The sequence below is a fragment of the Dactylosporangium sp. CA-139066 genome (assembly GCF_050936175.1).
GTDB lineage: Bacteria > Actinomycetota > Actinomycetes > Mycobacteriales > Micromonosporaceae > Dactylosporangium.
This window is the reverse complement of record NZ_JBNJNH010000002.1, coordinates 1,367,629-1,390,792: the sequence shown is the minus strand read 5'-3', so window position 1 is coordinate 1,390,792 and position 23,164 is coordinate 1,367,629. Positions and strand designations below refer to the sequence as shown.

The 23,164-nt window shown below is 70.7% G+C and carries 21 protein-coding genes, 1 tRNA gene and 1 riboswitch; of the genes, 8 read left to right on the top strand and 14 right to left on the bottom strand.

Annotated elements, in window-relative coordinates:
• Positions 1 to 31 precede the first annotated feature (31 nt).
• Positions 32 to 2,005, top strand: a complete 1,974-nt coding sequence (locus ACQEVU_RS51175; protein ID WP_433337818.1) for a hypothetical protein — start codon at positions 32 to 34, stop codon at positions 2,003 to 2,005.
• Here ACQEVU_RS51175 and ACQEVU_RS51170 read toward each other — a convergent pair.
• Genes ACQEVU_RS51170 through ACQEVU_RS51160 form a run of 3 tightly spaced genes read right to left on the bottom strand, consistent with a single transcriptional unit; the run spans position 1,992 to position 4,598 of the window.
• Positions 1,992 to 2,795, bottom strand: coding sequence for an alpha/beta fold hydrolase (locus tag ACQEVU_RS51170; RefSeq protein WP_433337816.1), 804 nt, complete (start codon positions 2,793 to 2,795; stop codon positions 1,992 to 1,994). The two genes, ACQEVU_RS51175 and ACQEVU_RS51170, sit on opposite strands and share 14 nt — an antisense overlap.
• Positions 2,792 to 4,000 carry an MFS transporter gene (locus ACQEVU_RS51165; RefSeq protein ID WP_433337814.1) on the bottom strand — a complete coding sequence of 403 codons (1,209 nt, stop codon included), beginning with the start codon at positions 3,998 to 4,000 and terminating at the stop codon, positions 2,792 to 2,794. Before ACQEVU_RS51165 ends, ACQEVU_RS51170 begins: the two co-directional genes overlap by 4 nt.
• 4 nt (positions 4,001 to 4,004) lie before the next feature.
• The gene (locus tag ACQEVU_RS51160; protein ID WP_433337812.1) at positions 4,005 to 4,598 is read right to left on the bottom strand and encodes an ArsR/SmtB family transcription factor; all 594 of its coding nucleotides are present in this window, start codon (positions 4,596 to 4,598) and stop codon (positions 4,005 to 4,007) included.
• Between the two features lie 227 nt (positions 4,599 to 4,825).
• Between ACQEVU_RS51160 and ACQEVU_RS51155 the strand changes: the two genes are divergently transcribed.
• Positions 4,826 to 6,388 (top strand): hypothetical protein, encoded by a 1,563-nt coding sequence (locus tag ACQEVU_RS51155; protein WP_433337810.1) that lies wholly within the window; start codon positions 4,826 to 4,828, stop codon positions 6,386 to 6,388.
• On the opposite strand, the gene ACQEVU_RS51150 is transcribed toward ACQEVU_RS51155, so the two are convergent.
• The 3 genes from ACQEVU_RS51150 to ACQEVU_RS51140 form a co-directional block, all read right to left on the bottom strand.
• Positions 6,381 to 6,680 carry a hypothetical protein gene (locus ACQEVU_RS51150; RefSeq protein ID WP_433337808.1) on the bottom strand — a complete coding sequence of 100 codons (300 nt, stop codon included), beginning with the start codon at positions 6,678 to 6,680 and terminating at the stop codon, positions 6,381 to 6,383. The genes ACQEVU_RS51155 and ACQEVU_RS51150 overlap by 8 nt on opposite strands.
• 276 nt (positions 6,681 to 6,956) lie before the next feature.
• Positions 6,957 to 7,027, bottom strand: a tRNA-Gly gene (locus ACQEVU_RS51145).
• Positions 7,028 to 7,036: 9 nt separating this feature from the next.
• Positions 7,037 to 7,528, bottom strand: a complete 492-nt coding sequence (locus ACQEVU_RS51140; RefSeq protein ID WP_433337806.1) for a pyridoxamine 5'-phosphate oxidase family protein — start codon at positions 7,526 to 7,528, stop codon at positions 7,037 to 7,039.
• A gap of 100 nt (positions 7,529 to 7,628) precedes the next feature.
• On the opposite strand from ACQEVU_RS51140, the gene dcd reads away from it, so the two are divergent.
• Positions 7,629 to 8,207, top strand: coding sequence for a dCTP deaminase (gene dcd / locus ACQEVU_RS51135; protein WP_433337804.1), 579 nt, complete (start codon positions 7,629 to 7,631; stop codon positions 8,205 to 8,207).
• A 60-nt stretch (positions 8,208 to 8,267) separates the two neighbouring features.
• Here dcd and ACQEVU_RS51130 read toward each other — a convergent pair whose 3' ends face one another.
• From ACQEVU_RS51130 to ACQEVU_RS51115, 4 genes are all read right to left on the bottom strand, one after another.
• Positions 8,268 to 9,263: an NlpC/P60 family protein gene (locus ACQEVU_RS51130; protein WP_433337802.1), complete on the bottom strand. Its 996-nt coding sequence runs from the start codon at positions 9,261 to 9,263 to the stop codon at positions 8,268 to 8,270.
• Positions 9,264 to 9,274: 11 nt separating this feature from the next.
• A riboswitch (cyclic di-AMP (ydaO/yuaA leader) is annotated at positions 9,275 to 9,415 on the bottom strand.
• Between the two features lie 108 nt (positions 9,416 to 9,523).
• A complete protein-coding gene (locus tag ACQEVU_RS51125; RefSeq protein WP_433337800.1) occupies positions 9,524 to 10,327 on the bottom strand; it encodes a LamG-like jellyroll fold domain-containing protein in 804 nt (267 codons plus the stop codon).
• Between the two features lie 99 nt (positions 10,328 to 10,426).
• Complete coding sequence (locus tag ACQEVU_RS51120) at positions 10,427 to 11,452, bottom strand: hemolysin family protein (RefSeq protein ID WP_433337798.1); 1,026 nt, start codon at positions 11,450 to 11,452, stop codon at positions 10,427 to 10,429.
• Entirely contained in the window at positions 11,449 to 12,774 is a 1,326-nt protein-coding gene (locus tag ACQEVU_RS51115) for a hemolysin family protein (RefSeq protein WP_433339731.1), read from the bottom strand. The genes ACQEVU_RS51120 and ACQEVU_RS51115 overlap by 4 nt, the downstream gene beginning before the upstream one ends.
• A 220-nt stretch (positions 12,775 to 12,994) precedes the next feature.
• On the opposite strand from ACQEVU_RS51115, the gene ACQEVU_RS51110 reads away from it, so the two are divergent.
• Positions 12,995 to 13,228, top strand: coding sequence for a hypothetical protein (locus ACQEVU_RS51110; protein ID WP_433337796.1), 234 nt, complete (start codon positions 12,995 to 12,997; stop codon positions 13,226 to 13,228).
• 91 nt (positions 13,229 to 13,319) lie between these two features.
• Here the strand turns inward: ACQEVU_RS51110 and ACQEVU_RS51105 are convergent, their stop codons facing one another.
• Positions 13,320 to 15,473: a (Fe-S)-binding protein gene (locus ACQEVU_RS51105; RefSeq protein ID WP_433337794.1), complete on the bottom strand. Its 2,154-nt coding sequence runs from the start codon at positions 15,471 to 15,473 to the stop codon at positions 13,320 to 13,322.
• Positions 15,474 to 16,095: 622 nt separating this feature from the next.
• Entirely contained in the window at positions 16,096 to 16,380 is a 285-nt protein-coding gene (locus ACQEVU_RS51100) for a cell division protein CrgA (protein ID WP_433337792.1), read from the bottom strand.
• A 130-nt stretch (positions 16,381 to 16,510) separates the two neighbouring features.
• Here ACQEVU_RS51100 and ACQEVU_RS51095 point away from each other — a divergent pair, with 130 nt between their 5' ends.
• The 4 genes from ACQEVU_RS51095 to ACQEVU_RS51080 all read left to right on the top strand — a co-directional run bounded on the left by ACQEVU_RS51095 (position 16,511) and on the right by ACQEVU_RS51080 (position 19,393).
• Positions 16,511 to 17,320: a DUF881 domain-containing protein gene (locus tag ACQEVU_RS51095; protein WP_433339730.1), complete on the top strand. Its 810-nt coding sequence runs from the start codon at positions 16,511 to 16,513 to the stop codon at positions 17,318 to 17,320.
• Between the two features lie 350 nt (positions 17,321 to 17,670).
• Positions 17,671 to 18,462 carry a class E sortase gene (locus ACQEVU_RS51090; protein WP_433337790.1) on the top strand — a complete coding sequence of 264 codons (792 nt, stop codon included), beginning with the start codon at positions 17,671 to 17,673 and terminating at the stop codon, positions 18,460 to 18,462.
• Positions 18,463 to 18,466: 4 nt separating this feature from the next.
• On the top strand, positions 18,467 to 18,739 hold the full coding sequence (locus tag ACQEVU_RS51085) for a hypothetical protein (RefSeq protein WP_433337788.1): 273 nt from the start codon (positions 18,467 to 18,469) through the stop codon (positions 18,737 to 18,739).
• Positions 18,740 to 18,748: 9 nt separating this feature from the next.
• Positions 18,749 to 19,393 carry an aminodeoxychorismate/anthranilate synthase component II gene (locus ACQEVU_RS51080; protein ID WP_433337786.1) on the top strand — a complete coding sequence of 215 codons (645 nt, stop codon included), beginning with the start codon at positions 18,749 to 18,751 and terminating at the stop codon, positions 19,391 to 19,393.
• 257 nt (positions 19,394 to 19,650) lie between these two features.
• Here the strand turns inward: ACQEVU_RS51080 and pknB are convergent, their stop codons facing one another.
• Entirely contained in the window at positions 19,651 to 21,375 is a 1,725-nt protein-coding gene (gene pknB / locus ACQEVU_RS51075; RefSeq protein WP_433339729.1) for a Stk1 family PASTA domain-containing Ser/Thr kinase, read from the bottom strand.
• Positions 21,376 to 21,448: 73 nt separating this feature from the next.
• Positions 21,449 to 23,164: a protein kinase domain-containing protein gene (locus ACQEVU_RS51070; RefSeq protein ID WP_433339728.1), complete on the bottom strand. Its 1,716-nt coding sequence runs from the start codon at positions 23,162 to 23,164 to the stop codon at positions 21,449 to 21,451.

Sequence of the window (23,164 nt, the reverse complement as noted above, 5' to 3'; positions counted from 1 at the left end):
CGACGGGCGCCTCTGACCTACACTCCACCGGGTGACGATCAGGGGACGGGTCCCGGCCTGGGCAATGGACACGCTGGCGATCCTGAGCTTCCTCCTCGGGACCGTTTACGTGCTCCACGACCTGTGGGCGGACCCCAACGGGCGGTATCTGACGCTCAACTACCAGGACAGCTTCACGTTCGAGTGGTTCCTCACGCACGCGACCGAGCTGTTCACCAAGGGTGAGTCGCCGTTCTTCTCGAACGACATCAACTACCCCAGCGGCGTCAACCTGATGGCCAACACGTCGATCCTGACGCTGGCCCTGCCCCTGACCCCGATCACGCTGTGGCTCGGCGCGGGCGTCTCGTTCGCGATCATCACCACGCTCGCGATGGCCGGCAACGGCGTCGCCTGGTACTGGGTGCTCACCCGCGACTTCGGCCGCACCCGCCCGGCCGCCTTCATCGGCGCCCTGTTCTGCTGCTTCGCCCCGGCGATCATCTCCCAGTCGGCCGGCCACCCGAACATCGCCGGCCAGGGGCTGATCCCGCTGATCGTCGCCGCGGTGTTCCGCATGCGCAACCCGGGCCGGATCTGGCGGCAGGGCCTGGTGCTGGCCGGGCTGGTGCTGGCCCAGGCCGGCATCAACGAGGAGATGCTGTTCTTCACCGCGATGGCGCTGTTCGTCTTCATCGTGGCCTACGTGCCGTGGCGCGAGCTGCCCGGATACGCGCGGACGATGCTGCCGAAGTTGGGCGTGACGCTGCTGGTGGCCGGCGCGGTGCTCGCCTACCCGCTGTACTTCCAGTTCTTCGGGCCGCAGGTGTACCACGGCCTCGACAAGGGCGTGCGCTCGATCAACCTGGACATCCTGGGGTACACCACCTTCGGCCGCTTCTCGCTCGCCGGCGACGTCGCCGAGGCCGTGCGGATCAACCGCGGCAACCCGGCCGAGGAGAACGGCTTCTTCGGCTGGGTGCTGTGCCTGCTGCTGGTGGTGTGCGCGATCGCCCTGTGGCGCAGCCGCCTGTCCCGCGCCCTGTTCTTCACCGCCGGCTTCTTCGCCGTCATGTCGTTCGGCGACGTGCCGCGGTTCAACGGCATCGAGCGCACCAACTACCACGGCCCGTGGCACTGGCTGGCGAAGCTGCCGCTGTTCGACTCGGTCGTGCCGACCCGGCTCGGCCTGATCGTCACCGCGTGCACCGGCGTCGGCCTGGCGCTCGCCTTCGACCGGCTCGTCGTCGACCGGCTGGCGCCCGTCGCGGCCGCCGCCGAGGCGAGCGTCGCCGTGCCCGAGCCGGCCGAGGAGCCGCAGCTCGACCCGGTGCCGGCGCTGGTCGGCTCCGGGTCGTCCGACGCCTCCGACGCCGAGCCGGCCGTGACCCGCTCCGAGCCGCCGCCGGCCCGGCCGCGCGGTTCCGGCGGCACCGGCGGCTTCGACCAGGCGCCGCCGCCCCGGCGGGAGCCGTTCCCCGCGCTCGTGTGGTTCGCCGCGTTCATCGTCGCGCTGGTGTCGCTGATCCCGTCGCCCCAGCCGGTCGCGCCGCGCCCGCCGCTGCCGGCCCTGTTCACCAACGGCAACTGGCGCACCGAGCTGCCGGCGCACCCGGTCGTGGCGATGCTGCCGGGCGGCTGGACCGACAACATCAAGCTGATGCGGCTGTCGACGGAGACCAACTTCGAGGTCAAGTTCACCGCCGGATACTTCCTCGGCCCCAACGACACCGAGCCGGACGACAAGAACGCGCACTTCGGCCCGGGCATCCGCGAGTCGGTCGCCCTGCTCAACGAGGCCAACGGCCAGCTCACCGCGCCCGACGTGACCGCCGAGGACCGCGCCAACATGCGCGCCGACCTGAAGTACTGGAAGGCGACCAACATCGTGGTGGCCATCGCCTACCACGACAACGTCGACGTGCTGCGCAAGACGATCGACAAGCTCGTCGCCCCGGAGGTCGGCCCCGGCCGGCTCGTCGGCGGCGTCTGGCTGTGGGACGTGCGCCCGATCACCGGGGCCTGAGGATCAGCTCCGCGGCGAGGCGGGGGTGCATCTCCGGGATCCAGTGGCGCACGCCGCGCAGGATTTCGAAGGTGTACGCCCCGTCGACCCACGATCCGCACCGCCGCGCGAGGCGCTCGGTGACGTACTCGTCGCCGTCGCCCCACGCGAAGAGCGTCGGCACGGCGACGCGGGGGAACACGGCCGGCAGGCGCATGGCGCGGTACCAGTTCAGGGCCGTGTCCAGCTCGTGGCGCCGCCCCCGCTCGGCATAGCGGCGGGCGTGCTCCGGCCCGAGGCCGCTGCGCAGCAGGAACCCCTCGATGCCGCGGGCGAGCACCCGCTCGGGCAGCGCCGGCAGCTGGAACAGCGCGATGTACTTCGACCGCCACAGCTGCGTGCCGCTGCGCGCCGCCGACGCCCACGCCCCGCGGTGCGGCACCGACAGCGCGGTCAGGGTGCGCACCCGCCCGGGGTGCCGCCCCGCGACGTGGAACGCCAGCGCCGCGCCCCAGTCGTGCCCGGCCAGGTCGAACCGCTCGAGGCCGGCCGCGTCGGCGAGCGCGATCACGTCCCCGGCGAGCAGGTCGAGCGCGTAGCGCCGCCGGTCCCGCGGGCGCGCCCCCGGCGAGTAGCCGCGAAGGTCCGGCGCCAGCGTGCGGCGCTCATGGCGTACCAAATCCGCGGCCACGCCGGCCCACGCGGCCCGGTCCTGCGGAAACCCGTGCAGCAGGATCACGGCGGGCGCCGCCGGGTCGCCGGCGTCGTCGACGTCGAACGTGAGCCCGTCGTTGGTGAACTGCGTGATCACGCACGGACCTCCGCGGTTGCGGTGCGGTAGCTTCCCAGCAGCAGGAGCACCAGGGCGCCGGCCAGGCAGTACTCCACGCCCTGGAAGGCGATGACCGGCACGATACCGAGCCGGTCGCCGAGGACGCCCGCGCCGAGCGCGCCGACGAGCATGGCCGCCGCCTCGATGGCGTTGAAGACGCCGAAGATCCGGCCGCGGTACGCGTCGTCGCTGTGCGTCTGGAACAGCGTGAACAGCCCGGCGAGCATGAACGCGCCCGGCAGCCCGACGACGAGCATGATCACCAGCGCCGGCCACCACGCGTCGACGACCAGGGGATAGAGGAACAGCACCAGGTCCAGCGCCCCGAACGCGAGCGCGCCGTAGCCGACGAGCCGCCGCGGCGAGACCCGCGACCCGACCGCGGCCGCGGCCAGCCCGCCGGCGATCCCCCCGCCCGCCTGCACGGCCACGATCAGCCCGAACGCGGCGGCGTCGGCGTGCAGCACGTCCCGCACAAAGGGCGCCATGAGGCTGCCCATGATCGCCTCGCCGGTGCCGGTGAGGACCACGAACAGCAGCAGCACCCGCAGCGTCGGCTCAGCGCCCGCGGCCCGCAGCCCGTCGGCCCACTCCCGCAGCACGTGCGGCCGTCCGGCCCGTTCGCCGGCCCTCGTCGTCTGCCTGATCAGCAGCAACAGCCCCGCCGCCGACAGGAAGCTCACGACGTCGACGACGGCGAGCAGCGGGATGCCGCCGAGCCCGGCCGCGAGCCCGCCGACGGCCGCCCCGACCAGCCGCGCCACGTCCCGGGCCTGCCCGTTGAACGCGTTGGCCGCGACCAGGTGCCGCTCCTCGACGAGCCGCGGGATGACGGCCGCCTCGGCGGCGACGAAGAACTGCCCGAGCCCGCTCTGCACGGCGGTGACCAGGTAGACGATCCAGACGTGGGAGCGGTCGTGGACGGCCAGCAGCGGCAGCAGCCCCGCCGCGAGCAGGAGGTTCGTCACGACCATGACCCGCCGCCGCTCCCACCGGTCGACGAACACGCCGGCGAACGAGGAGAGCGCGAACTGCGGCAGCAGGGAGGCCAGCAGCGCCCCCGCGGAGGCGAGCGTGGAGCCGGTCAGGGCGTAGACGGCGTACGTCAGCCCGACCCGCATGATCCAGTCCCCGGTCAGCGAGATGAGCCCCGCCCCGAGCAGCAGCCGGAAGTCGCGGTTCACGCCGTCACCCGCCCGACGGGGTCGCTTCGACGGGTGTGCAGATGATCGTGAGGTCCACCGGGCGGGCTCCCTTGGGCCGCGCCCCCGCGTCGCCGAGCGGCCGCCGCGCGACGAGCGGGTCGATGAGCGCATCCAGCCCGCGGCGCAGTTCGGCCAGTTCGTCGGCGGTGAGGTACACCAAACTCTGCCCGATCCCGGAGTTGTCCCGCCACACGGCGTCCTCGCCGCCGCGCCGCCGCTGCCACCCTTCGAGGTTGGCCAGCGCCCGCTGCGCCACGATCTGCTCGAGCACGTCGGCCGCGGCGCTGCCCTCGGCCTCGGCGACCGCCGGCCCCCAGCTGAACGACGTCGCGGTGACCCGCCACGGCCGCTCCCGGTTGTCACTGGCCGGCGCCTGCTCGACGAACCCGTACTTGGCCAGCTGCCGCAGGTGATGCGAGGCGAGCGCCTGCGAGATCCCGAGCACCCGCGCGGCCTGGGCGGCGGTGAGCGCCCCTTCCCGCCCGATCAGCTCGCGCAACTTGAGTCGCAGCGGATGCGCCAACGCCCGGATGACCACGGGATCGTCAACGACCCGCCGCCGCTTCTCCAAAGACATGCTTGGAGTCTGCGGCTTCGCCTTCATCTATGTCAAGCAATGGCTTGGAATGTATCGCGGCCGGCCCGATCTGTCCTGGATTCAGGCCGTACGCCGGTAACGCGCAGCGGGACGGCGCACAATGAACAGCCGGATCTATGGTCACCACCATCCACGGGCGGAGTTCGCCGCCCGCGGTAACGGGAGGACTCGGTCCAGTGTTACGACGTCCGCGCCTCGGTGTGCTGTTGCCCACCGTGGTGCTGTCCGCGGTTGCCGGCTTGTCCGGCACCGCCGCGCCGGCTCAAGCCGGCCAAACCAACCTCGACGCGCCCCGCATCTCGTGGGCCTATACGGATTCGGCGCACCCCGACACCAGCTACCTCAACCCCGCCGGCAGCGCGCCGCTCGGCTCCTGGCGGGACGACGCCAACCGCCCGCACGTGTCGCGCGTCTACGCCACCTTCGACGTGGCGGCGGTGCTGAGCAAGCACATCGTCTCGGCGAAGCTCGCCGTGCCGGAGACCCAGGCCACCGACTGCGCGCACCGCCAGATCGAGGTCTGGGCGACCACCGAGCAGGCCCGGCCGACGTGGCGCAACCCGCCGCGCGAGCTGGTCAAGCTGGGCACCCTCGGCCCGGTCGACCAGTGCCCGACCACCTACCCGCTGCTCGACCTCATCGACCTGGTCAACCGGGCAACCGCCTCGGGCGTCCAGCTCCCGTCGCACGTCTCGATCGAGGTGCGGCTGCCCGAGGCGCTCGAGCACCGCGCATCCCTCGGCCGCCGCGTCGCCGCGCCGATCCTGTACCTCGGCTACAACACGCCGCCACCCGCACCGGCCCCGCTGTTCAACGCCCTCCGCCCGTGCGCGACCGCCACGCCGTACCCGTACCTGAGCGGCCTCACGCCGGAGCTCGGAGCCCAGGCGCACGACGCCGACCCGGACGACACGCACCTCACCGGCGAATTCGCGATCTGGCCGGTCGACCATCCCGACCAGCGCACGACGGTCACCCAGCCGTCCATGCTGAACGGCCACTTCGAGTCCGTCACCCCGCCGGCCGACGCGCTCGCCGACAACACGACGTACGCATGGCAGGCTCGGGTCAACGACGGCACCGACACTTCGCCGTGGTCACAGACGTGCTATTTCACCACCGACGCCACGCCACCGGCCAACGCACCCGCGGTGAGCTCGCCCAACTACCCCAGCCACACCACGCGCTACCCCGGCGGCGACCCGATCGTCTACAACCTGGACCCGAACGGCGTCGACGACGTGTACGGCTACCAGTACAGCTGGAACGGCGTCTTCTCGACGTTCGGCGCCAACATCGGCCCGAACGGCATCCCCGACTTCATCGACCCGTTCTCAATGCCCGGCGTCATACACGCCGACCAGCCCGGCGGCGGAGCGACGCTGACTCTCTCCCCGCCGAGCAGCGGTTTCGTCACCCTCAGCGTGCGCAGCTTCGACCGCGCCTTCAACATCTCGCCGGTCACGTCGTACCGCGTGATCATCGCCAACACCGCCCCGTCGGTGAACGCCTCGGCCGACCCGGTCACCGGCGTACCGTTCCCGGTCACCTTCACGCCCGCCCCGAACACGGGCACCATCACCGACTACGTCTACACGGTGAACGGCGGCCCGGAGCAGACGGTCCCGGCAACGCTCGACGGCACGGCGTCCATCGAGGTCACGCCCGGCCAGCCCGGCTCATTCGAGATCGACGTCTACAGCCGCAGCGCAAACGGCTGGGTGTCACCAAAAGCCCAGCGATTCTGGTCCGTAACCAACGTCAACTGACCTCTGCAGCCGGGATCCCGCACCCACGCACGACGGTGCGGGATCCCGCATGCTGCTCACGACCACGCAGCAGTTCAGGCTCGCCAAGCGTAGAGGCCCGGTCTTCCCGGTCGGCCTCGGCTACATACTCGGCCCAGCCCTCCGGATCGGTCGCCCGGTATGCGTCCAGAGCGGCGATGGCCTTCATCTGCCAGTGCTCGGCCAACAGCCGACGGATCGCCTCGTCCGCCGACACGCCACCGAGGTCCTCACTGGCGACGCGCGTCAGGTCGTCGCGGGTGGACTCGCGCATACATGATTGTCTGCCACAACTATGCGACCGCTGTGATTTGCTACGCGTGGGCGTGCAGGCGCGGCCGGCGCTCCTGCTCGGCCAAGTGTGTGGACGACCATCGCACACAACGTCGACGCCTAAGGGGCACCCAAGCCCGTCGAAACAGCTGGGTTCGCAGCCGTAACACCGTCGCGGCGATCACCCCGCGATCGTGGGGTCTGGGGCTCGGGCCCCAGGAGAAAAGGCGAGGACCCCCGGTTCGCGCTGTCCGCGAACAGAGGGCCCCTAGGTCCGAGCGGGTGAAGGGAATCGAACCCTCACTGTCAGCTTGGGAAGCTGATGTTCTGCCATTGAACTACACCCGCGAGCGACGCCTACTGTACCGAATCAACCGCCTTCGTGCACGGACCATTCTCACGTGCCCTCGGCAGAGGGGGTGGGTGGTCCTTCCAGACCGTCCGGGCCGACCCGCGGACCAGCATCGCCACGTCCACCGACAGCTCGTACAGCCGCCAGTCCACCCCGGCCGCGGCGCGCATCAAAGTGGCCAGGTGGGCGATCAGGCCGGGGGCGGTCACCAAGGCGGCGCGGCCCGACAGGTACGCCTCGTCGTCCGAGTCCTCCGACGGGAAGCTGTGCAGCGAGTACCGCCCGTCGCGGTCCAGGTCGTGGCGCTTCGGGGAAGGCAGCACGAAACAGAACAGGCCGGCGGCGGTGACGACCGGGGAGACGGGATGGATGCGCGGGCCGCCGTCCGGGCGGACGGTGGCCAGGTAGCCCAGACCGGGCCCGTACTGGCAGATGATCGCGCGAATGTCCGCCGCCAGCGATGGCTCGGCGGTGGCGAAATCGGCCCAGGATGCCATGCACCAAAGGTACTCGAACAAACGTTCTAAGACCCGGCGATTCCACCAAAGAGCAGACCGGAAAAATTCCACCGACGAGCGGACCCGTAATCTCAGAAGGGTGCTGCTATCCGACCGTGACCTCAGCAAGGAGCTCGAAGGCGGCCAGCTGCGCCTGGAGCCGTTCGATCAGGCGCTGGTGCAGCCGTCCAGCATCGACGTGCGGCTCGACCGGTGGTTCCGGGTGTTCAACAATCACCTGTACACCCACATCGACCCGGCCATTCAACAGGACGAGCTGACGTCGATGGTCGAGGTCGACGACGGGGAGCCGTTCGTGCTGCACCCGGGCGAGTTCGTGCTCGCCTCGACGCTCGAGGTGATCACGCTCGGCGACCAGCTCGCGGGACGCCTGGAAGGGAAGTCCAGCCTCGGGCGGCTCGGGCTGCTGACGCACTCGACGGCGGGGTTCATCGACCCGGGGTTCTCCGGGCACGTGACCCTGGAGCTGTCCAACGTGGCCAACCTGCCGATCCGGCTGTGGCCGGGCATGAAGATCGGGCAGCTGTGCATCTTCCGGCTGTCCTCCCCGTCCGAGCACCCCTACGGCTCCGCGGTCTACGGCTCGCGGTACCAGGGCCAGCGCGGGCCCACGCCGAGCCGCTCCTGGCAGAACTGGCGCACCTGGCCGACGCACTGAGGCAAAAAGACGCACTGAGGCAAAACAACGGGGCGGACCCGATTGGGCCCGCCCCGGAAGCTAAGCGACTCTGCCGTACCCGGATATCGGTTCTTCGTCGATCTTCTTCATCTGCACCGGTTGACTGGGATTCGGTGCGTGGACCATCCAGCCGCCGCCGACGTACAGGCCGACGTGATGGTGGTCGGGGTAGAAGAAGACCAGGTCGCCGGCCTTGAGATTGGCCCGCGAGACGCGCTGCGTGTCGTCGAACTGCCACTGCGTGTAGTGCCGCAGGGTGTACCCCGCCTGCTTCCACGAATAGAGCGTCAGTCCTGAGCAGTCGAACGTGTTCGGGCCCTCGGTGGCCCAGACGTACTTCTTGCCGATCTCGGAGCAGGCGACCTTGGCCGCCGTGGTGCCGGGGCCGCCGGTGTAGTCGTACGGGCACGCGACGGGCCGCAGGTTGCCGGTGCCGGCGCCGGAGCCGTAGGCCTTCAGGCGCATGTCCTGCAGGTTCTTGATGTCGGCGTTGATCGAGGTTTCCTGCTGGGCAAGGGCGGCCTCCTGCTCGGCCTCCTTGGCGACGAGATCGTCGATCGGCCCCTTCTGGGCGTCGTACTCCTTCTTCGTCGCCAGCACGTCCTTGATCTTTTCCTGCTCGTCCTTCGCCAGCATGTTCAGCATCGTCATCTGGTCGATGAACGTGTCCGGCGAGCCGGTCGTGAGCATGGCGTCGAGCTTGGAGACGTTGCCGGTCTTGTACTGGCGGACCGCGAAGGCGCTCACCCGGTCAAAGGCGGCGTCGACCTGGGCCCGCAGCGGCGCGATCTGGTCCTCGAGCTTCTTCTGCTTGGTCTTGTTGTTGTTGAGCTCGATCTTGAGCTGGTTGTGCTGCTCGATGACCGGCTCGATCTGGTTCCACTTCTCGTCGATCTGCTTTTCGATGTCGCCGGGCGAGGGGTCCGCGTGCGCGTACCCGGTGACGCCAACGGCGAGCGACAGACCGCCGAGGGTGGCAACGAGGAGCCGTACCAGACGGGAGGGCCGCCTCGTCCACCTCAGATGGGTCTCCACCGAGGAGTTACTCCTTCTTCCATGGCCGCCTACCGGGTTAGCTGACGGGTTCGGGCGGGAAGGTCGCCCTACCGCGCATGCTGTTCGCGCGGATTCACCCCGATTGAGCTGGATGGGTCCCCGGCTCGGATTCGACTCGGCGGTGCCGCCTGGCGCGCCCGTGGTGGGCGCGGACATCCAGCCGACGGGAATTCACGTTAAGGGGGCCGGGTTCCCAGGTTCAAGTCAAGACAAGATTCTTGTCCGATTTGTTCCAAAGGTCACGCGATTCGAGTGACGAACACATCGTCGATTACGCCGACGAACTGATCGTTGTTCGCACTGGTTCCCTTGCCCCCAATACACAGTGGATCGTCGTTCGCTATGGACAGTGACGAGGGAATAGCGGTGCGTCCCGCCTCCACGCCGTCCACGACCACCGTGAGCAGGGAGTTACCGCGCGAACACGCGACCCGGTGCCAGCGCGAGTCAGCGACGGTCCGCGATGCCAGCGCTACATAAATGGCACGTGAACCGGTGCCGACAATCACACAACTGGGCTGCCCGGCCTCCCCGTCGACCTGCAGCTTGAACTGACTGCCACCGACCGAGAACCCTTTTTGGACAACATTGGCGCCCTTGGAAGTCTCATCCGCACCGACGAGAACACTGGCCCCGAAAACGAACGTTCCGCGGCCCGGATTGAGAAATCCGGCCGGCCCGCTCTGCAGGATGGCCCGCGCGCAACTCTGCGCGCCGTAGTGCTCACAACGGGCCGGGAAGCGCACGGCCAGTCCGCCGTCATGCGGTACCGCCGAGAGCTCCCCGCCCTCGGCCCGCCGCACGTGCAGCGGGAGCCGCCCCGCCACGTCCGCGACGGTCTCGCCGAGCCCGCCGTCGAACGAGTACCGCAGCGTCGTATCGGCATGTGGCGACGCACTCATCGCCGGCGGGGACACGGAAGCGGATGCGCCCGGCGCCGAACCGATGCCGGGCGACGAGCCGTGCAGCGGCGCACCGAGCCGGCCCGCGGGCGGAGCGCCCGCCCAGTGCGCCATCAGGAACGCCGCGGCGACGACGGCCACCAGACCGGCGTACAACCCCAACCGTCGGCGCATAAACGGACATCATGCCAAAAGTCCACAAAAATCCGAATCGCTGCCACCCGAACGAGCGACGACGGCTCAGGCCGGCTGCGCCGCCGTCGCGCCGCCGACGACCGCCGTCAGCACATCGTCGAGGGTCACCACGCCGAGCGGCACCCGACCGTCGCTGACCAGCACGATGTGCTGGCGCTCCCGGCGCATCGCCAGCAGCAGTTCGGCCAGCGTCCGGCTCGGCGGCACGATGCCCAGCGGCCTGATCAGCTCCGGCGGGATCGGCGCCCGCCGCTGCGGCCCGACGAACCCGAGCACGTCCTTGACATGCACGAACCCCAGCACCCGCCGGCTGGTCCGCTCCACGACCGGGAACCGCGACCGGTTGGTCCGGGTGGCGAGCACCTCCAGCGAGGCGGGCGACACGTCCTCGGCGACCGTCGTGATCTCCGCCCAGGGCCGCAGCGCGTCCCGCGCGGTCCGCTGCGACAGCGCCAGGGCGCCGGTGATCCGGGCGTGCTCCTCCGGTGCCAGCAGCCCCTCGGTGGTCGCCTGCGCGGCGAGCCCGGCGAGCTCCTCGGCCGTGAACACCGTCTTGACCGAGCCGGTCGCCTCGATCCGCCACAGCGACAGGATCGTGCGCGACGCCCACTTCATGGCGACGAGCAGGGGCTTGGTGCCCATGCAGAACGCGTACATCGGCGGGCCGAGCCACAGCACCGCCCGCTCCGGCGAGGCGAGCGTCAGGTTCTTCGGCACCATCTCGCCGGCGACGGTGTGCGCGAACACGACCACGCCCAGCGCCAGGCTGAAGGCGACCGGATGGACCAGCCGCTCCGGCATGTGCAGCAGCTCGAACGGCCCGCGCAGCCCGTGGGCCAGCGCCGGCTCGGCCAGCGCGCCCAGGCCCAGCGTGCAGATCGTGACGCCCAGCTGGGCGCCGGCGATCATGAGCGGGATCTCGTTCATGGCGCGCAGCGCGGTGCGGGCGCGGCGCGAGGTGGCCGCCATCGGCTCGATCACCGTGCGCCGCGAGGCGATCAGCGAGAACTCGCCGGCGACGAAGAACGCGTTGCCGAGCAGCAGCAGGATCGTGATGACCAGCTGGATCATTCGGCCGGCACCTCCGGGCGCATGACGCGCACCTGCTCGATCCGCCGCCGCTCGACCTCGACCACGGTGAACTCCCAGCCGTCCTCGTTCCAGGTCTCGCCGACAGTCGGGATGTGGCCCAGCCGCGCCATGAGGAACCCGGCCAGCGTCTCGTACGGCCCGGGCGGCACGTGGAACCCGGTGAGCTCGGCCAGCTCGTCCTCGCGCAGCAAGCCGTCGACGAGCACGGTCCGCTCCGCGCCCGGCGCGGTGAGGTCGGGCATGCCGTGCGCGGTGGTCGGCTCCTCCTCGACGTCGTGCTCGTCGGCGATCTCGCCGACCAGCTCCTCGACGAGGTCCTCGACGGTCACGACGCCGTCGGTGCCGCCGTACTCGTCCACCACGATCGCCACGTCGGAGTTGCCCTTGCGCAGCGCCTCGAGCACTCCGTCGAGGTCGAGGCTCTCGGGCACGAACACGGGCTCGCGGGCGACGGACGCGACCTTCGTGGTCGGCCGGCGCACCGGCGGCACGCTCAGCGCGTCGGTGACGGTGACGACCCCGGTGACCTGGTCGAGCGTCTGTACGTAGATCGGGAACCGGCTGTACCCGGTCTGCACCGAGGTGGCCAGCAGGTCGGCCACGGTGGCGTCGGCGCGCAGCGAGACGACGTCGACGCGCGGCGTCATCGCCTCGGCGGCCCGCTTGTCACCGAAGCGGATCGTGCGCTGCAGCAGCACCGCGGTCTCCTTCGGCAGCGCGCCGGCCTGCGCGGAGATCGCCGCGAGCAGCCCGAGCTCCTCGGGCGAGCGGGCGCTGGCCAGCTCCTCCTGGGGCTCGACGCCGAGGCGCCGCACGACCCAGTTGGCGGTGCCGTTGAGCAGCGTGATCAGCCACGAGAAGAACCGCGAGAACATGCGCTGCGGCCCGGCGGTGGCCCGGGCCAGCGGCATCGGCTTGGCCAGCGCCGCGTTCTTCGGCACCAGCTCGCCGAACAGCATCGACAGCAGCGTGGCGACGATCAGCCCGATGGCGTGCCCGGCGCCCTCGGTCATCGACCCGAAGACGGGCCGGATCAGCGGCTCGAACAGCCGCGACAGCGCCGGCTCGGCGAGGTAGCCGGTCAGCAGGCCGGCGAGAGTGATGCCGAGCTGAGCGCCGGAGAGCTGGAACGACAGCTCGCGAAGGGCCTGGCGGACCGTACGGGCCTTGCGGTCGCCGGCGTTGGCTTGCTGCTCGATCTCGGCCCGGTCGACGGTGACGAGCGAGAACTCGGCGGCGACGAAGGCCGCGTTCGCCGCGGTGAGCAGCGCGAACGCCAAAAGGGGCAACAGTGTGGTCAACACGCTCGCGCGATGGTCCTCTCAGGTGTGCCCCGATTGTTCCACGTGAACCCAAGACCTGCCGAAGGCGCCCGAGGATCATGCGACCCGGCCGAAGTCAAACGAGCCACGCGAAGATCGAGATACGTGGATCACCCTCCTTCTTTCGGGGGCTTTGCGCCGACTTGAGCAGCGCTGATGCTGATGCCAGCAGCGAGGGCGCGGCACAGAGGAGGCCTCGATGGGAGCGGCGGTGATCGTCGCGTGCGTCACGCTCGCGGCCGGCATTGCGATGGGCAGCGCCGGCACGCGGGCGAAGCGGGCGCGCCTGGACTATGTCAAGACGAAGGCCCTCGTTCCGGGCGCGCGCAAGGCCGCCTGGGCGGAGAGCCTGCGCGGCCTGCGCATCATTGCCACGGCCGCGGCCGTCCTGGTCGCGCTCGGCCTGGCCATGAACGTCATCGGCCAGCGTTAGAAAACCCAAGAGCCGAATTCCATTGCTCGGGTCCGTGCAACCCGCGACCGTTCCTCCCGCGAGGAATCCCGACGTCCGTGGTGCCAAGACCCTACTGCTGCACGGCCCTCAGCAGGACGGAGGCGACGTCCACGACCTCGACGTCCTCGGGCGCCGCGCCCGAGGACTTCTTCCCGGTCACGCCGTCGCCGAGCATCGTCAGGCAGAACGGGCACGCCACCGCGACCGTCTTGGCGCCGGTCGACAGCGCCTCCTCGACCCGCTCGACGTTGATCCGCTTGCCGATGCGCTCCTCCATCCACATGCGGGCGCCGCCGGCGCCGCAGCAGAACGACCGCTCCGCGAACCGGTCCATCTCCACCAGCCCCGCGCCGTCGTGGGACGGCCCGACGGTGGTTATCGCGCCGAGGACCTCGCGCGGCGGCGCGAACACCCGGTTGTGCCGGCCGAGGTAGCACGGGTCGTGGTACGTGACCGACCCGTCGAGCGGCTGGACCGGCGTCAGCTTGCCGGCCGCCACGAGCTGGGCCAGCAGCTGGGTGTGGTGAATGACCTCGTACTGCCCGCCGAGCTGCCCGTACTCGTTCGACAGCGTGTTGAAGCAGTGCGGGCACGTCGCCACGATCCGCTTCACGCCGGCCTCGTTGAGCGTCTCGACGTTCTGCTGGGCGAGCATCTGGAAGACGAACTCGTTGCCGATGCGCCGCGCCGGGTCGCCGGTGCAGGTCTCGCCCTGGCCGAGAATGGCGAACTTGACCCCGGCCTCGTGCAGCAGCGTGGCCACGGCCCGCGTGGTCTTCTTGGCCCGGTCCTCGAAGGCGCCGGCGCAGCCGACCCAGAAGAGGTACTCGAAGTCCCCCTCGTCCAGCTCCGCGACGTTGGGCACCTCGAAGCCGAGCCCCTTGGTCCAGTCGTCGCGGGTGGACTGCGCCGCCCCCCACGGGTTGCCCTTGTTCTCGAGGTTGCGCAGCATGACGCCGGCCTCGGTCGGGAAGTTCGACTCGATGAGCACCTGGTACCGCCGCATGTCCACGATGTGGTCCACGTGCTCGATGTCGACCGGGCACTGCTCGACGCACGCCCCGCAGGTGGTGCACGACCACAGCACGTCGGGGTCGATGACGCCGTTCTCGTCCATGCCGCCGATCAGCGGCCGGTCCTTCTCGGCCAGCGCCAGCACGTCGACCTTGGCCAGGGCCTCCTCGGTCGCCTTGTCGCCGCCGGCGAGCAGGTAGGGCGCCTTGGCGTACGCGTGGTCGCGCAGGCTGAGCACGAGCAGCTTCGGCGAGAGCGGCTTGCCGGTGTTCCAGGCCGGGCACTGCGACTGGCACCGCCCGCACTCGGTGCAGGTGGTGAAGTCGAGCATGCCCTTCCAGCTGAACTGCTCGACGGTGGCCACACCGAACTGGTCCTTCTCCGGGTCGGCCTCCTCGAAGTCCAGCGGCCTGCCCTCGCTGGTCATCGGGCGCAGCGCCCCGAGCCCCGAGCCCTTCCGCCCGGGCGCGCGCTTGAAGTAGATGTTGAAGAAGGCCAGGAACCGGTGCCAGGCCACGCCCATCGTTATGTTGCTGGCGATGACGATGACCCAGGCCATCGACACGACGATCTTGGCCATCGCGATCAGGCTGACCGCAGCGGGCCAGGCCGGCAGGACCGAGCCCAGCGCGTGGCTCACCGGCGCGGCCCAGACCGGCCACTCGAGCTCGTCGTTGGCGGCCTTGAAGCCGCGGATGAAGAAGCCGCAGATCAGGACGGCGAGGATCGTGTACTCGACGTAGTACGCCTGCCACATCGTCGACCCGGTGAACCGCGACCGCCGGTTGGCGTTGCCCGGCAGGTTGCGCAGCCGGATGCCCATCAGCACGAGGATGCCGATGAAGCCGAGCACCCCGATCCACTCGGTGACCAGCCCGTAGACGTCCCACCCGCCGATGAGCGGCAGGCCGTTGCCGGGCTTGACGACCTCGAAGTACGCCTCAAGCACCAGCGACGACAGCGCGATGAACGCGATCATCACGAACCAGTGCGCGGCCCCGACGACGGTCCAGCGCAGCATCCGGGTATGCCCCAGGGTTTCCGCGAGCATGTTGCGCAGGCGCAGGCCACGCTCGCCGGAGCGGGAGGGGTCGGGCTGACCCAGCCGCACGACGGCGAGCATCCGCCGCACGGTGCGCACGACCAGGCCTATCGCGACGATGGTGATCGCCGCCGCCACGCTGGTCGCGACGATCTGCACTGCACCCATGCCGAAGCCTCCCACGGTCCCCGGGCCTGCAACTCCTCAGAAGACCTTAGCCCCCTTTGTTACCCGTGGGTAACGTGAACCTGGTCGCAGCAAACGCTAGGCCACCGCGCACGCGGGGTCACGCCGAGGGCGCCGTTTGTGACAAGTTTCCGCTCGTGAAGCGGTCACGAAGCGGGATGGCGCGCCGGCCGCAGACGGCGCCAGGTTCAGCCTCGCCCCTCAAAACCGGTCATAACCGAAAAATCCGATATGTCCGTCACGAAGTGGCGGACATATCGGCGAAGAGCGAGCGCAGGTTCAGTTCGGGATGAGCGCGCCGAATCTGTGCGTATGACCCCAAATCGGGTGTACTCGGACCAGAGCCGACGCGACACGCCGACAGGCTGGACCGCGAACGCCTGCAGCAGCGCCGCTCGAGGTCTGGCGCGGCCGAAGACGACCGAGTGCGTCGCGCCGATGCCGGCCGCAGGCCAGCATCGCGACGGCGGCCTCGGGATCATCGGCCCGCCCGGGGAGGGCGCAAGCAGAGCGTGAACCGCGGCCGTGGCGGCGAGCCGCGGAAGGTCGAGCCGCACGCAGAGAGCCCCTCGGCGGCGAGCCGAGGGGCGATCCGCTCAGCGACTCAGCGCCACTTGGAGAACACGGCGAGCGACGCCACCAGGAACCCGAAGCCGATGGCCAGGTTCCAGTACCGCAGATCAGCGAGCGCCGAGAGCCAGTCGACGTCGAAGAAACCCTGCGTCAGGTAGTACGTCACGAGCCAGGCAATGCCGATGACCACGAACGCGACCGCGAGGGCCGGCACCCATACCGGGCTCGGGCGGCGCCGGGCGGCGGTTGTCTCAGCCGGCCGGAGCTCCGCCGGCGCGGTGTAGACCTTCTTCTTGCGTACTGTCGACTTCGGCACGGCGCTCTCCTGGAGGGGTCGTCTGGCCAACACTATCCACGTGACGCCGCCACCTCCGCCAGCGTCGGCCTGAATAATGTTCTGCGACTAGCGTAGTCAAGTCGGCACGCGGCCGCGGGGAGGGGGCGTGGTGGAGTACACATCAGGCGGCTCCTCGTGGTCTCGCGCCCTGCGGCGGCTCGGCCGCGCTATGCTGCCCCGCCGTCGCTCCAGGCGGGGTTTTGCCTGGTCAGTGCTGACCCCGGTGGTGCTTGCGGTGGCCGGGATGCTCTTCTCCCTGAGTGCCGCGACGGCCCACGGCACCGATCTGCGCGACGACCGCCGGCCGGAATTGACCAACTTGATCGGTCAGCGCAAGCGGGAGATCGCCGACTCGCGGGAGCGGGCGGCCCGCCTGCGCTCCCAGATCGACGCCCAGCAGCGGGCCCAGGCCGGCGCCGACGGGCAGGTTGACGACGAACGAAAACGCGGCGACGAAGAGCAGGCCGCCGCCGGGCTGACCGCCGTGCACGGGCCCGGCGTCGTGGTGGTCCTCAACGATGCCCCGAGGCGCGCCGACGGCACCCGCCCGCCCGGCGCCACCGTCGACGACCTGGTGGTTCACCAGCAGGACGTCCAGGCCGTGGTGAATGCGTTGTGGGCCGGCGGCGCGGAGGCGATGACGCTGATGGGAGTCCGGGTGATCTCGACGAGCGCGGTACGCTGCGTTGGTAACACCCTGCTGCTCGACGGCCAGGTGTATTCTCCGCCGTTCGAAATCGCCGCCATCGGCGACCAGGCAAAACTCGAGCGTGCGCTCGACGCGTCCGAGGGGGTCCGGTTGTTCAGCGAGGCCGCCGATACCTTCGGGCTCGGCTACGAGGTCAGGTTGGAGGGCGACGTGCGCGCAGGCGCATACGACGGCTCGACCGCGCTGCGCTCCGCCCGGACCGGGTCCTGAGCCGGGGCGGCACCATGGATCACCGGCCCCGACACCGAGCGCTCGACCAGGACGACATCGCGACCACGGTCATGCCGCGCCTCGACGTGCCCCCGGCCGACGCGCCTCGCCCGGCCGCGCCCAGCCAGGGCTCGCCGCGCCAGGACAACATGCGCTCGGAGACCGTGCGCCCGGATCACATGCTCCCGAACGGGCCGCGGCCCGATTCCGCCGACTCGACCGCAATTATCCCGAAAGTCGCCCCGGACGCCGCGCAGACCGTCTATATTCCGAAATTCCAGGAACCTCCGGCGGACCCGACCGCCGTGCTTGAGAAACTTCCACCGAAGCCCCCCTCAGACGAGCCTCCCGTGCCCACCCCCGAGGACACGCCGGACGCAGCCGACGCGCCGAAAGGCGCGATCGTGGTGCCGCTGCGCCCGGTCCGCACCGACGAAGGGTACCGGAGCGTGTACTCCGAATATACGCGCACGACGTTCGGCTCGGTGGTCCGCGCCATCAGCCGCGGCACGGGCGAGGTGCTCATCACCTTCGGCCTGATCGTGCTGCTGTTCGCGGGCTACGAGGTGTGGGGCAAGTCGGCCATCGTCGACGCCCACCAGGACGAGCTCAACCACCAACTCGAGCAGCAGTGGGCCAACCAGCCCACGGTCGGCCCGAGCTCGGCCGTCACGCCGGTCAAGCCGCCCAACGGCGCCGTCATCGCCTCCGTGCACATCCCCCGGCTCAACAAGAAGTGGGCGATCGTGCAGGGCGTCACGCCGGCCGACATCCGCTACGCGCCGGGCCACTACCCCGACACCGCCCTGCCGGGCCAGGTCGGCAACTTCTCCATGGCCGGGCACCGCACGCCGGCCATCTGGTGGGACCTCGACCAGCTCAAGCCCGGCGATCCGGTGGTCATCAAGACCGCCGACACGTGGTACGTCTACCGCGTCGTCGGCCACGAAATCGTGCTGCCCACCGCGGTGCAGGTCGTGGCGCCCGTCCCGGACAAGCCGGGCGAGACGCCGACGAAGGCCATGCTGACCATGACCACCTGCAACCCGAAGTTCAACAACTACCAGCGCTACGTCGTGCACGCCGAACTCGACCGCTCCCAGCCCGTCGCCGACGGTGATCCCGCCGAGCTGAAGGGCTGAGCGCGTGTACTCCTGGATCTGGCGGCACATCCCGTTCCGGAAGTGGCAGCTCAAGGCGCTCGTCTCCGCCGTGCTCGTCGCCGGCGTCGGCGCTGTGCTGTGGTACGAGGTCTTCCCCGCCGTCGAGCCGATCCTGCCGTTCGACGACGTGCAGGTCGAGACCAACGACCCCGGCGCGGACAGCAACGTCGAGAGCCCGGCGGCCAAGCCCTCGGCCAGCCACCCGGCCCCAGCCGCCACCGCCACCACGACCCCGCCCCTGGTGCTACCGAGTTAGGAAGCCCCCTTGCGCGTCCTCGTCATCGACAACTACGACTCCTTCGTCTTCAACCTGGTCCAGTACCTGGGCCAGCTCGGCGTGGAGTGCGACGTCCGGCGCAACGACGAGATCAGCGTGGCCGAGGTCGGCGCCGCCCGCCCGGCCGGCGTCCTGCTCTCGCCCGGCCCCGGCACCCCGGAGCGGGCCGGGATCTGCATGGCGGTCATCGAGGAGTACGCCGGCAAGCTCCCGATCTTCGGCGTCTGCCTGGGCCACCAGGCCTTCGGCGCCGCGTTCGGCGCCACGGTGACCCGCGCGCCCGAGCTGCTGCACGGCAAGACCTCGCTGGTCGAGCACAAGGGCCAGGGCGTCCTCGCCGGGCTGCCGGACCCGTTCATCGCCACGCGGTACCACTCGCTGGCGGTCGTCGAGGACACGCTCCCGCCGGAGATCGAGGTGACCGGCCGCACCGAGTCGGGCGTCGTCATGGCGATGCGCCACCGCGAGCTGCCGATCGAGGGCGTGCAGTTCCACCCCGAGTCGGTGCTGACCCAGGGCGGCCACCTCATGCTCGCCAACTGGCTGGCCGCCTGCGGCCTGCCCGAGGCCCTCGAACGGGCCCCGGAACTCGTCGCCGAGGTCGAGGCGCGACGAGTCGCCGCCTTCGCCTGACACCCCTCGGCACTGCGGCCTGCCCGCGGCCCTCGAGCGGGCCCCGCGTCGCGGGATCGAGGCGGCGGCCGGTCGCCGCCTTCGCCTGACACCCCTCGGCACTGCGGGTCGCCGCCTTCGAGCGGGCCCCGCGTCGCGGGATCGAGGCGGCGGCCGGTCGCCGCCTTCGCCTGACACCCCTCGGGACCCGAGAGGCTGTGCACAACCCTGTGGATAACTGGCCAGTTATCCACAGGGCACTGTGGGTTACGAGTTGATCAGGGCGTCGTGCTGCCGCTCGGCTTGGGCGAGCCCGACGGGTTCGTCGTCGGCCCGCCGGCCTGACCGATCTTGATCACGATCGGCTCCGTCTTGGGGTACACCTTGTTGATCGTCTTGTTGATGCCGACCACCTGACCGACCTTGGAGTCGTCGGTCACGGTCACCGGCTGCGTGGTCACGTTGGTGAACCCGGCCGCGGCGAGTGCCTGCTTGGCCGCGTCCTCGTCCTTGTCCAGGACGTTGGGCAGGTTCGCCTGGTTGAACTTGGAGACGTAGATCGTGACCGTGGAGCCGGTCTTGACCTGCTGGCCCGCGGGCGGCTCGGAGGCGACGACCTGGTCGAGGGGCTCGACGGCGTCGCGCTGCTGCACGTCGGGGACGAGGTTCATCTGCTGCAGCTGACGGACCGCGTCCTCCTTGCTGAGGCGGACGAGCGTCGGCACGGCGACCATCGCGGGCGCGCCGCAGATCACGTAGTCGACCTGCGAGCCCTGCTTTACCCGCTTGCCGGCGTCCGGGGTCTGGCTGACCACTTTGCCGGCCTGGCAATTCTCCGTGGGGCCCTGCCGCGGGTCGCCGTTGAGGTTGGACTGGCGCAGCACCGTGACGGCCTCGGCCTGGGTGCGCCCGGTGAGGTCCGGCACCGGCACGAGCGGCTCCTGGTTGGCCAGGTAGAGCCCGATGGCCAGTGCGGTGACCGCGAGCAGGCCGAGGATGGTCAGCGCGACCACGACCCCGGTGGAGCTCTTGCGCTTCTGCCGCTGGTTGGCGCGGGCCGGCTGGCGCGAGGCCGGCGGCGGGCGGTACTGCGTGGCCTGCTGGGCCATGACCGCGGCCATCTCGTCCTCGGACATGACCGGCGGCGCCGAGACGGGCCGGCCGGCCGCCGCGCGCATGACGTCGGCCCGCATCTCCCCGGCGCTCTGGTACCGGTTGAGCGGGTTCTTGGCCAGCGCCTTGAGCACCACCGCGTCGATGTCGGGCGTCACGTCGCGGTTGCTGGTGCTCGGCGGACGCGGGTCCTCCCGCACGTGCTGGTACGCCACCGACACCGGGTTGTCCCCGACGAACGGCGGGTGGCCGCACAGCAGCTCGAAGAGCACGCAGCCGGTCGCGTAGACGTCGCTGCGGGCGTCGACGGGCTCGCCGCGGGCCTGCTCGGGCGAGAGGTACTGCGCCGTGCCGATGACCGCCGACGTCTGCGTCATGGTCGTCGCGCCGCTGGCCAGCGCCCGGGCGATGCCGAAGTCCATGACCTTGACCTGGCCGGTCTGGGTGAGCATGACGTTGCCGGGCTTGATGTCGCGGTGAATGATCCCGTGCCGGTGGCTGAACTCCAGGGCGGCGCAGATGTCCGCCGTGATCTCCAGCGCGCGTCGGGGCATGAGCCGGCCCTCGGCCGCCAGCACCTCCTTGAGGGTGCGGCCGTTGACGAACTCCATGACGATGTACGGCAGTTCCTCGCCCGCCGGACCGCGCTCCTCGCCGGTGTCGTAGACGGCGACGATCGCGGGGTGGTTGAGGGAGGCGGCGTTCTGCGCCTCCCTGCGGAACCGCAGCTGGAACGTGGCGTCGCGAGCGAGGTCGGTGCGCAGCGTCTTGATCGCGACGTCGCGGCCGAGCCGCAGGTCGCGACCCCGATGGACCTCGGCCATACCGCCATAGCCGAGCAGCTCCCCGACCTGATAACGGCCGCCGAGGAGGCGCGGCTGGGCGGTCATGTCGTGTCGTCCTTCGGTCATCGACTATCTACCTTGCCACGTCTTGCGACGAGAACACATTCGGGTTTGTTCGTCAGCCGACGCTCGGCACGCAGACCCCGCCGACGTTCTGCATCGGAGGCGCGCACGAGACGCCGGTGTTGGGGTTGGCCGACTGGGACGAGCCGCCCTTGGGAGAGGAGTTGTCGCCCGGCCCGGTCGTCTCGTCGTTGATTGCGCCGGTGTTGGCGTAGATGGTGATCGGGGTGCCGATCGGCACCTGCTGGCCGCACGGCTCCACGCCGACGACGGCGCCCGGGAAGGCGCCCTTCGTCGGCTTGGACACGATCGTGGCGACCATGCCCTTGCGATCGAGCTCCCGCTTGAAGGCGTCGGCCGGCACGAACGGCTTGCAGTCGACCGGGATCGGGCGCCCGGTCGCCTTCGCCGGGGTCGGCGATGCGGCGGTGGTCGGGGTGAGCGACGGGCCGTTGCTCACGCCGTTGTCGCCCTTGTCGTTGCCCTTGGTCGCCAGGTAGATGCCGCCGATGCCGACCAGCACCAGCAGTACCACCGCGGCCACCCCGACCAGGAGCAGGTTGTTGCGGCTCCCGGAGCCGTTCCCCCGGCGGTTGCGGTCCGTGGACGGCGGCGGGCCCTGGTAGCCCCCGGTGGCGCCGAGGTAGGTCGCCGTGTCGTTGGAGGGCGGCGGCGGCACGCCGGCCGCGCCGCGCGCCTGGTGGCCGCCGAGCCCCGCGGCCGCACCGGCCGCCGCACCCGGCACCGCGCCGGGCATGATCCGGGTGCCGCCGGCGCCGGAGGTCGGCGGGCCCGACATCGGCGCCCCGGACATGGGCGGGCCGGACATCGGTGGCCCGTAACCGGGCGAAACGGGGGAACCGGACACCGGGGGCCCCGAGACGGGGTTGCGGCCCATCGGCGCCCCGGGCGGGCCCATCGGCGCGACCGCCGGGCCGGTGGCCGTGCCGCCGGACAGCTGCGCGGAGACGCGGCGGGCGGCCTGGGCGAGCGCCGCGGCGCTGGGCCAGCGGGCCGCCGGGTCCTTGGCCATGGCCCGCTCGACGAGCTGCGCCACCGGCGGCGGGATGTCGGCCGGCAGCGGCGGCGGCGCGTCGCGGACGTGCCGCATCGCGATCTCGAGCGGGTTCTCGCCCTCGAACGGGCGCACGCCGGACAGGCACTGGTAGGCCACCACGCCGAGCGCGTACACGTCGGAGAGGGGCGTGGCCTGGGCGCCGGAGGCCTGCTCGGGCGAGATGTAGGAGGCGGTGCCGAGCACCGAGCCGGCCGCGGTGAGCTGGGCCACGGCGGCCGAACGCGCGATGCCGAAGTCGGTGAGCACCAGCGTGCCGTTGGGGCGCACGAGCAGGTTGCCGGGCTTCACGTCACGGTGGACGATGCCCTTCTCGTGCGCGGCGTGCAGCGCGTCGGCGGCCTGGGCGATGAGGGCCATGGCCCGCGCCGGCGTGAGCCGGCCGACCCGGGACAGGGTGCGGGAGAGCGCGTCGCCCTCCACGTACTCCATGATCAGGAATGCGGTGCCGTTCTCGCTGCCGTAGTCGTAGATGTCGACGACGCCCGGGTGGTTGATGGTCGCCATGGTGCGCGCCTCGCCGCGGAAGCGCTCGGCGAAGCCGGGCTCCTCCAGCAGCGCGGGCAGCAGCACCTTGATCGCGACCGTGCGGCCGAGCACCTCGTCGGTGCCACGCCACACGTCACCCATACCGCCGCCGGCGATGCGTTCGTCCAGGCGGTATCGGCCGCCCAGCGTGGTGCCGGCGCTCAACAT

Bases quoted from the DNA above. Each gene is read 5' to 3' on its own strand.
- pknB (WP_433339729.1), bottom strand. From the start codon at position 21,375: ATGACCGCCCAGCCGCGCCTCCTCGGCGGCCGTTATCAGGTCGGGGAG.
- ACQEVU_RS51150 (WP_433337808.1), bottom strand. From the start codon at position 6,680: ATGCGCGAGTCCACCCGCGACGACCTGACGCGCGTCGCCAGTGAGGAC.
- ACQEVU_RS51120 (WP_433337798.1), bottom strand. From the start codon at position 11,452: ATGATCCAGCTGGTCATCACGATCCTGCTGCTGCTCGGCAACGCGTTC.
- ACQEVU_RS51105 (WP_433337794.1), bottom strand. From the start codon at position 15,473: ATGGGTGCAGTGCAGATCGTCGCGACCAGCGTGGCGGCGGCGATCACC.
- ACQEVU_RS51160 (WP_433337812.1), bottom strand. From the start codon at position 4,598: ATGTCTTTGGAGAAGCGGCGGCGGGTCGTTGACGATCCCGTGGTCATC.
- ACQEVU_RS51110 (WP_433337796.1), top strand. From the start codon at position 12,995: ATGGGAGCGGCGGTGATCGTCGCGTGCGTCACGCTCGCGGCCGGCATT.
- ACQEVU_RS51140 (WP_433337806.1), bottom strand. From the start codon at position 7,528: ATGGCATCCTGGGCCGATTTCGCCACCGCCGAGCCATCGCTGGCGGCG.
- ACQEVU_RS51070 (WP_433339728.1), bottom strand. From the start codon at position 23,164: ATGTTGAGCGCCGGCACCACGCTGGGCGGCCGATACCGCCTGGACGAA.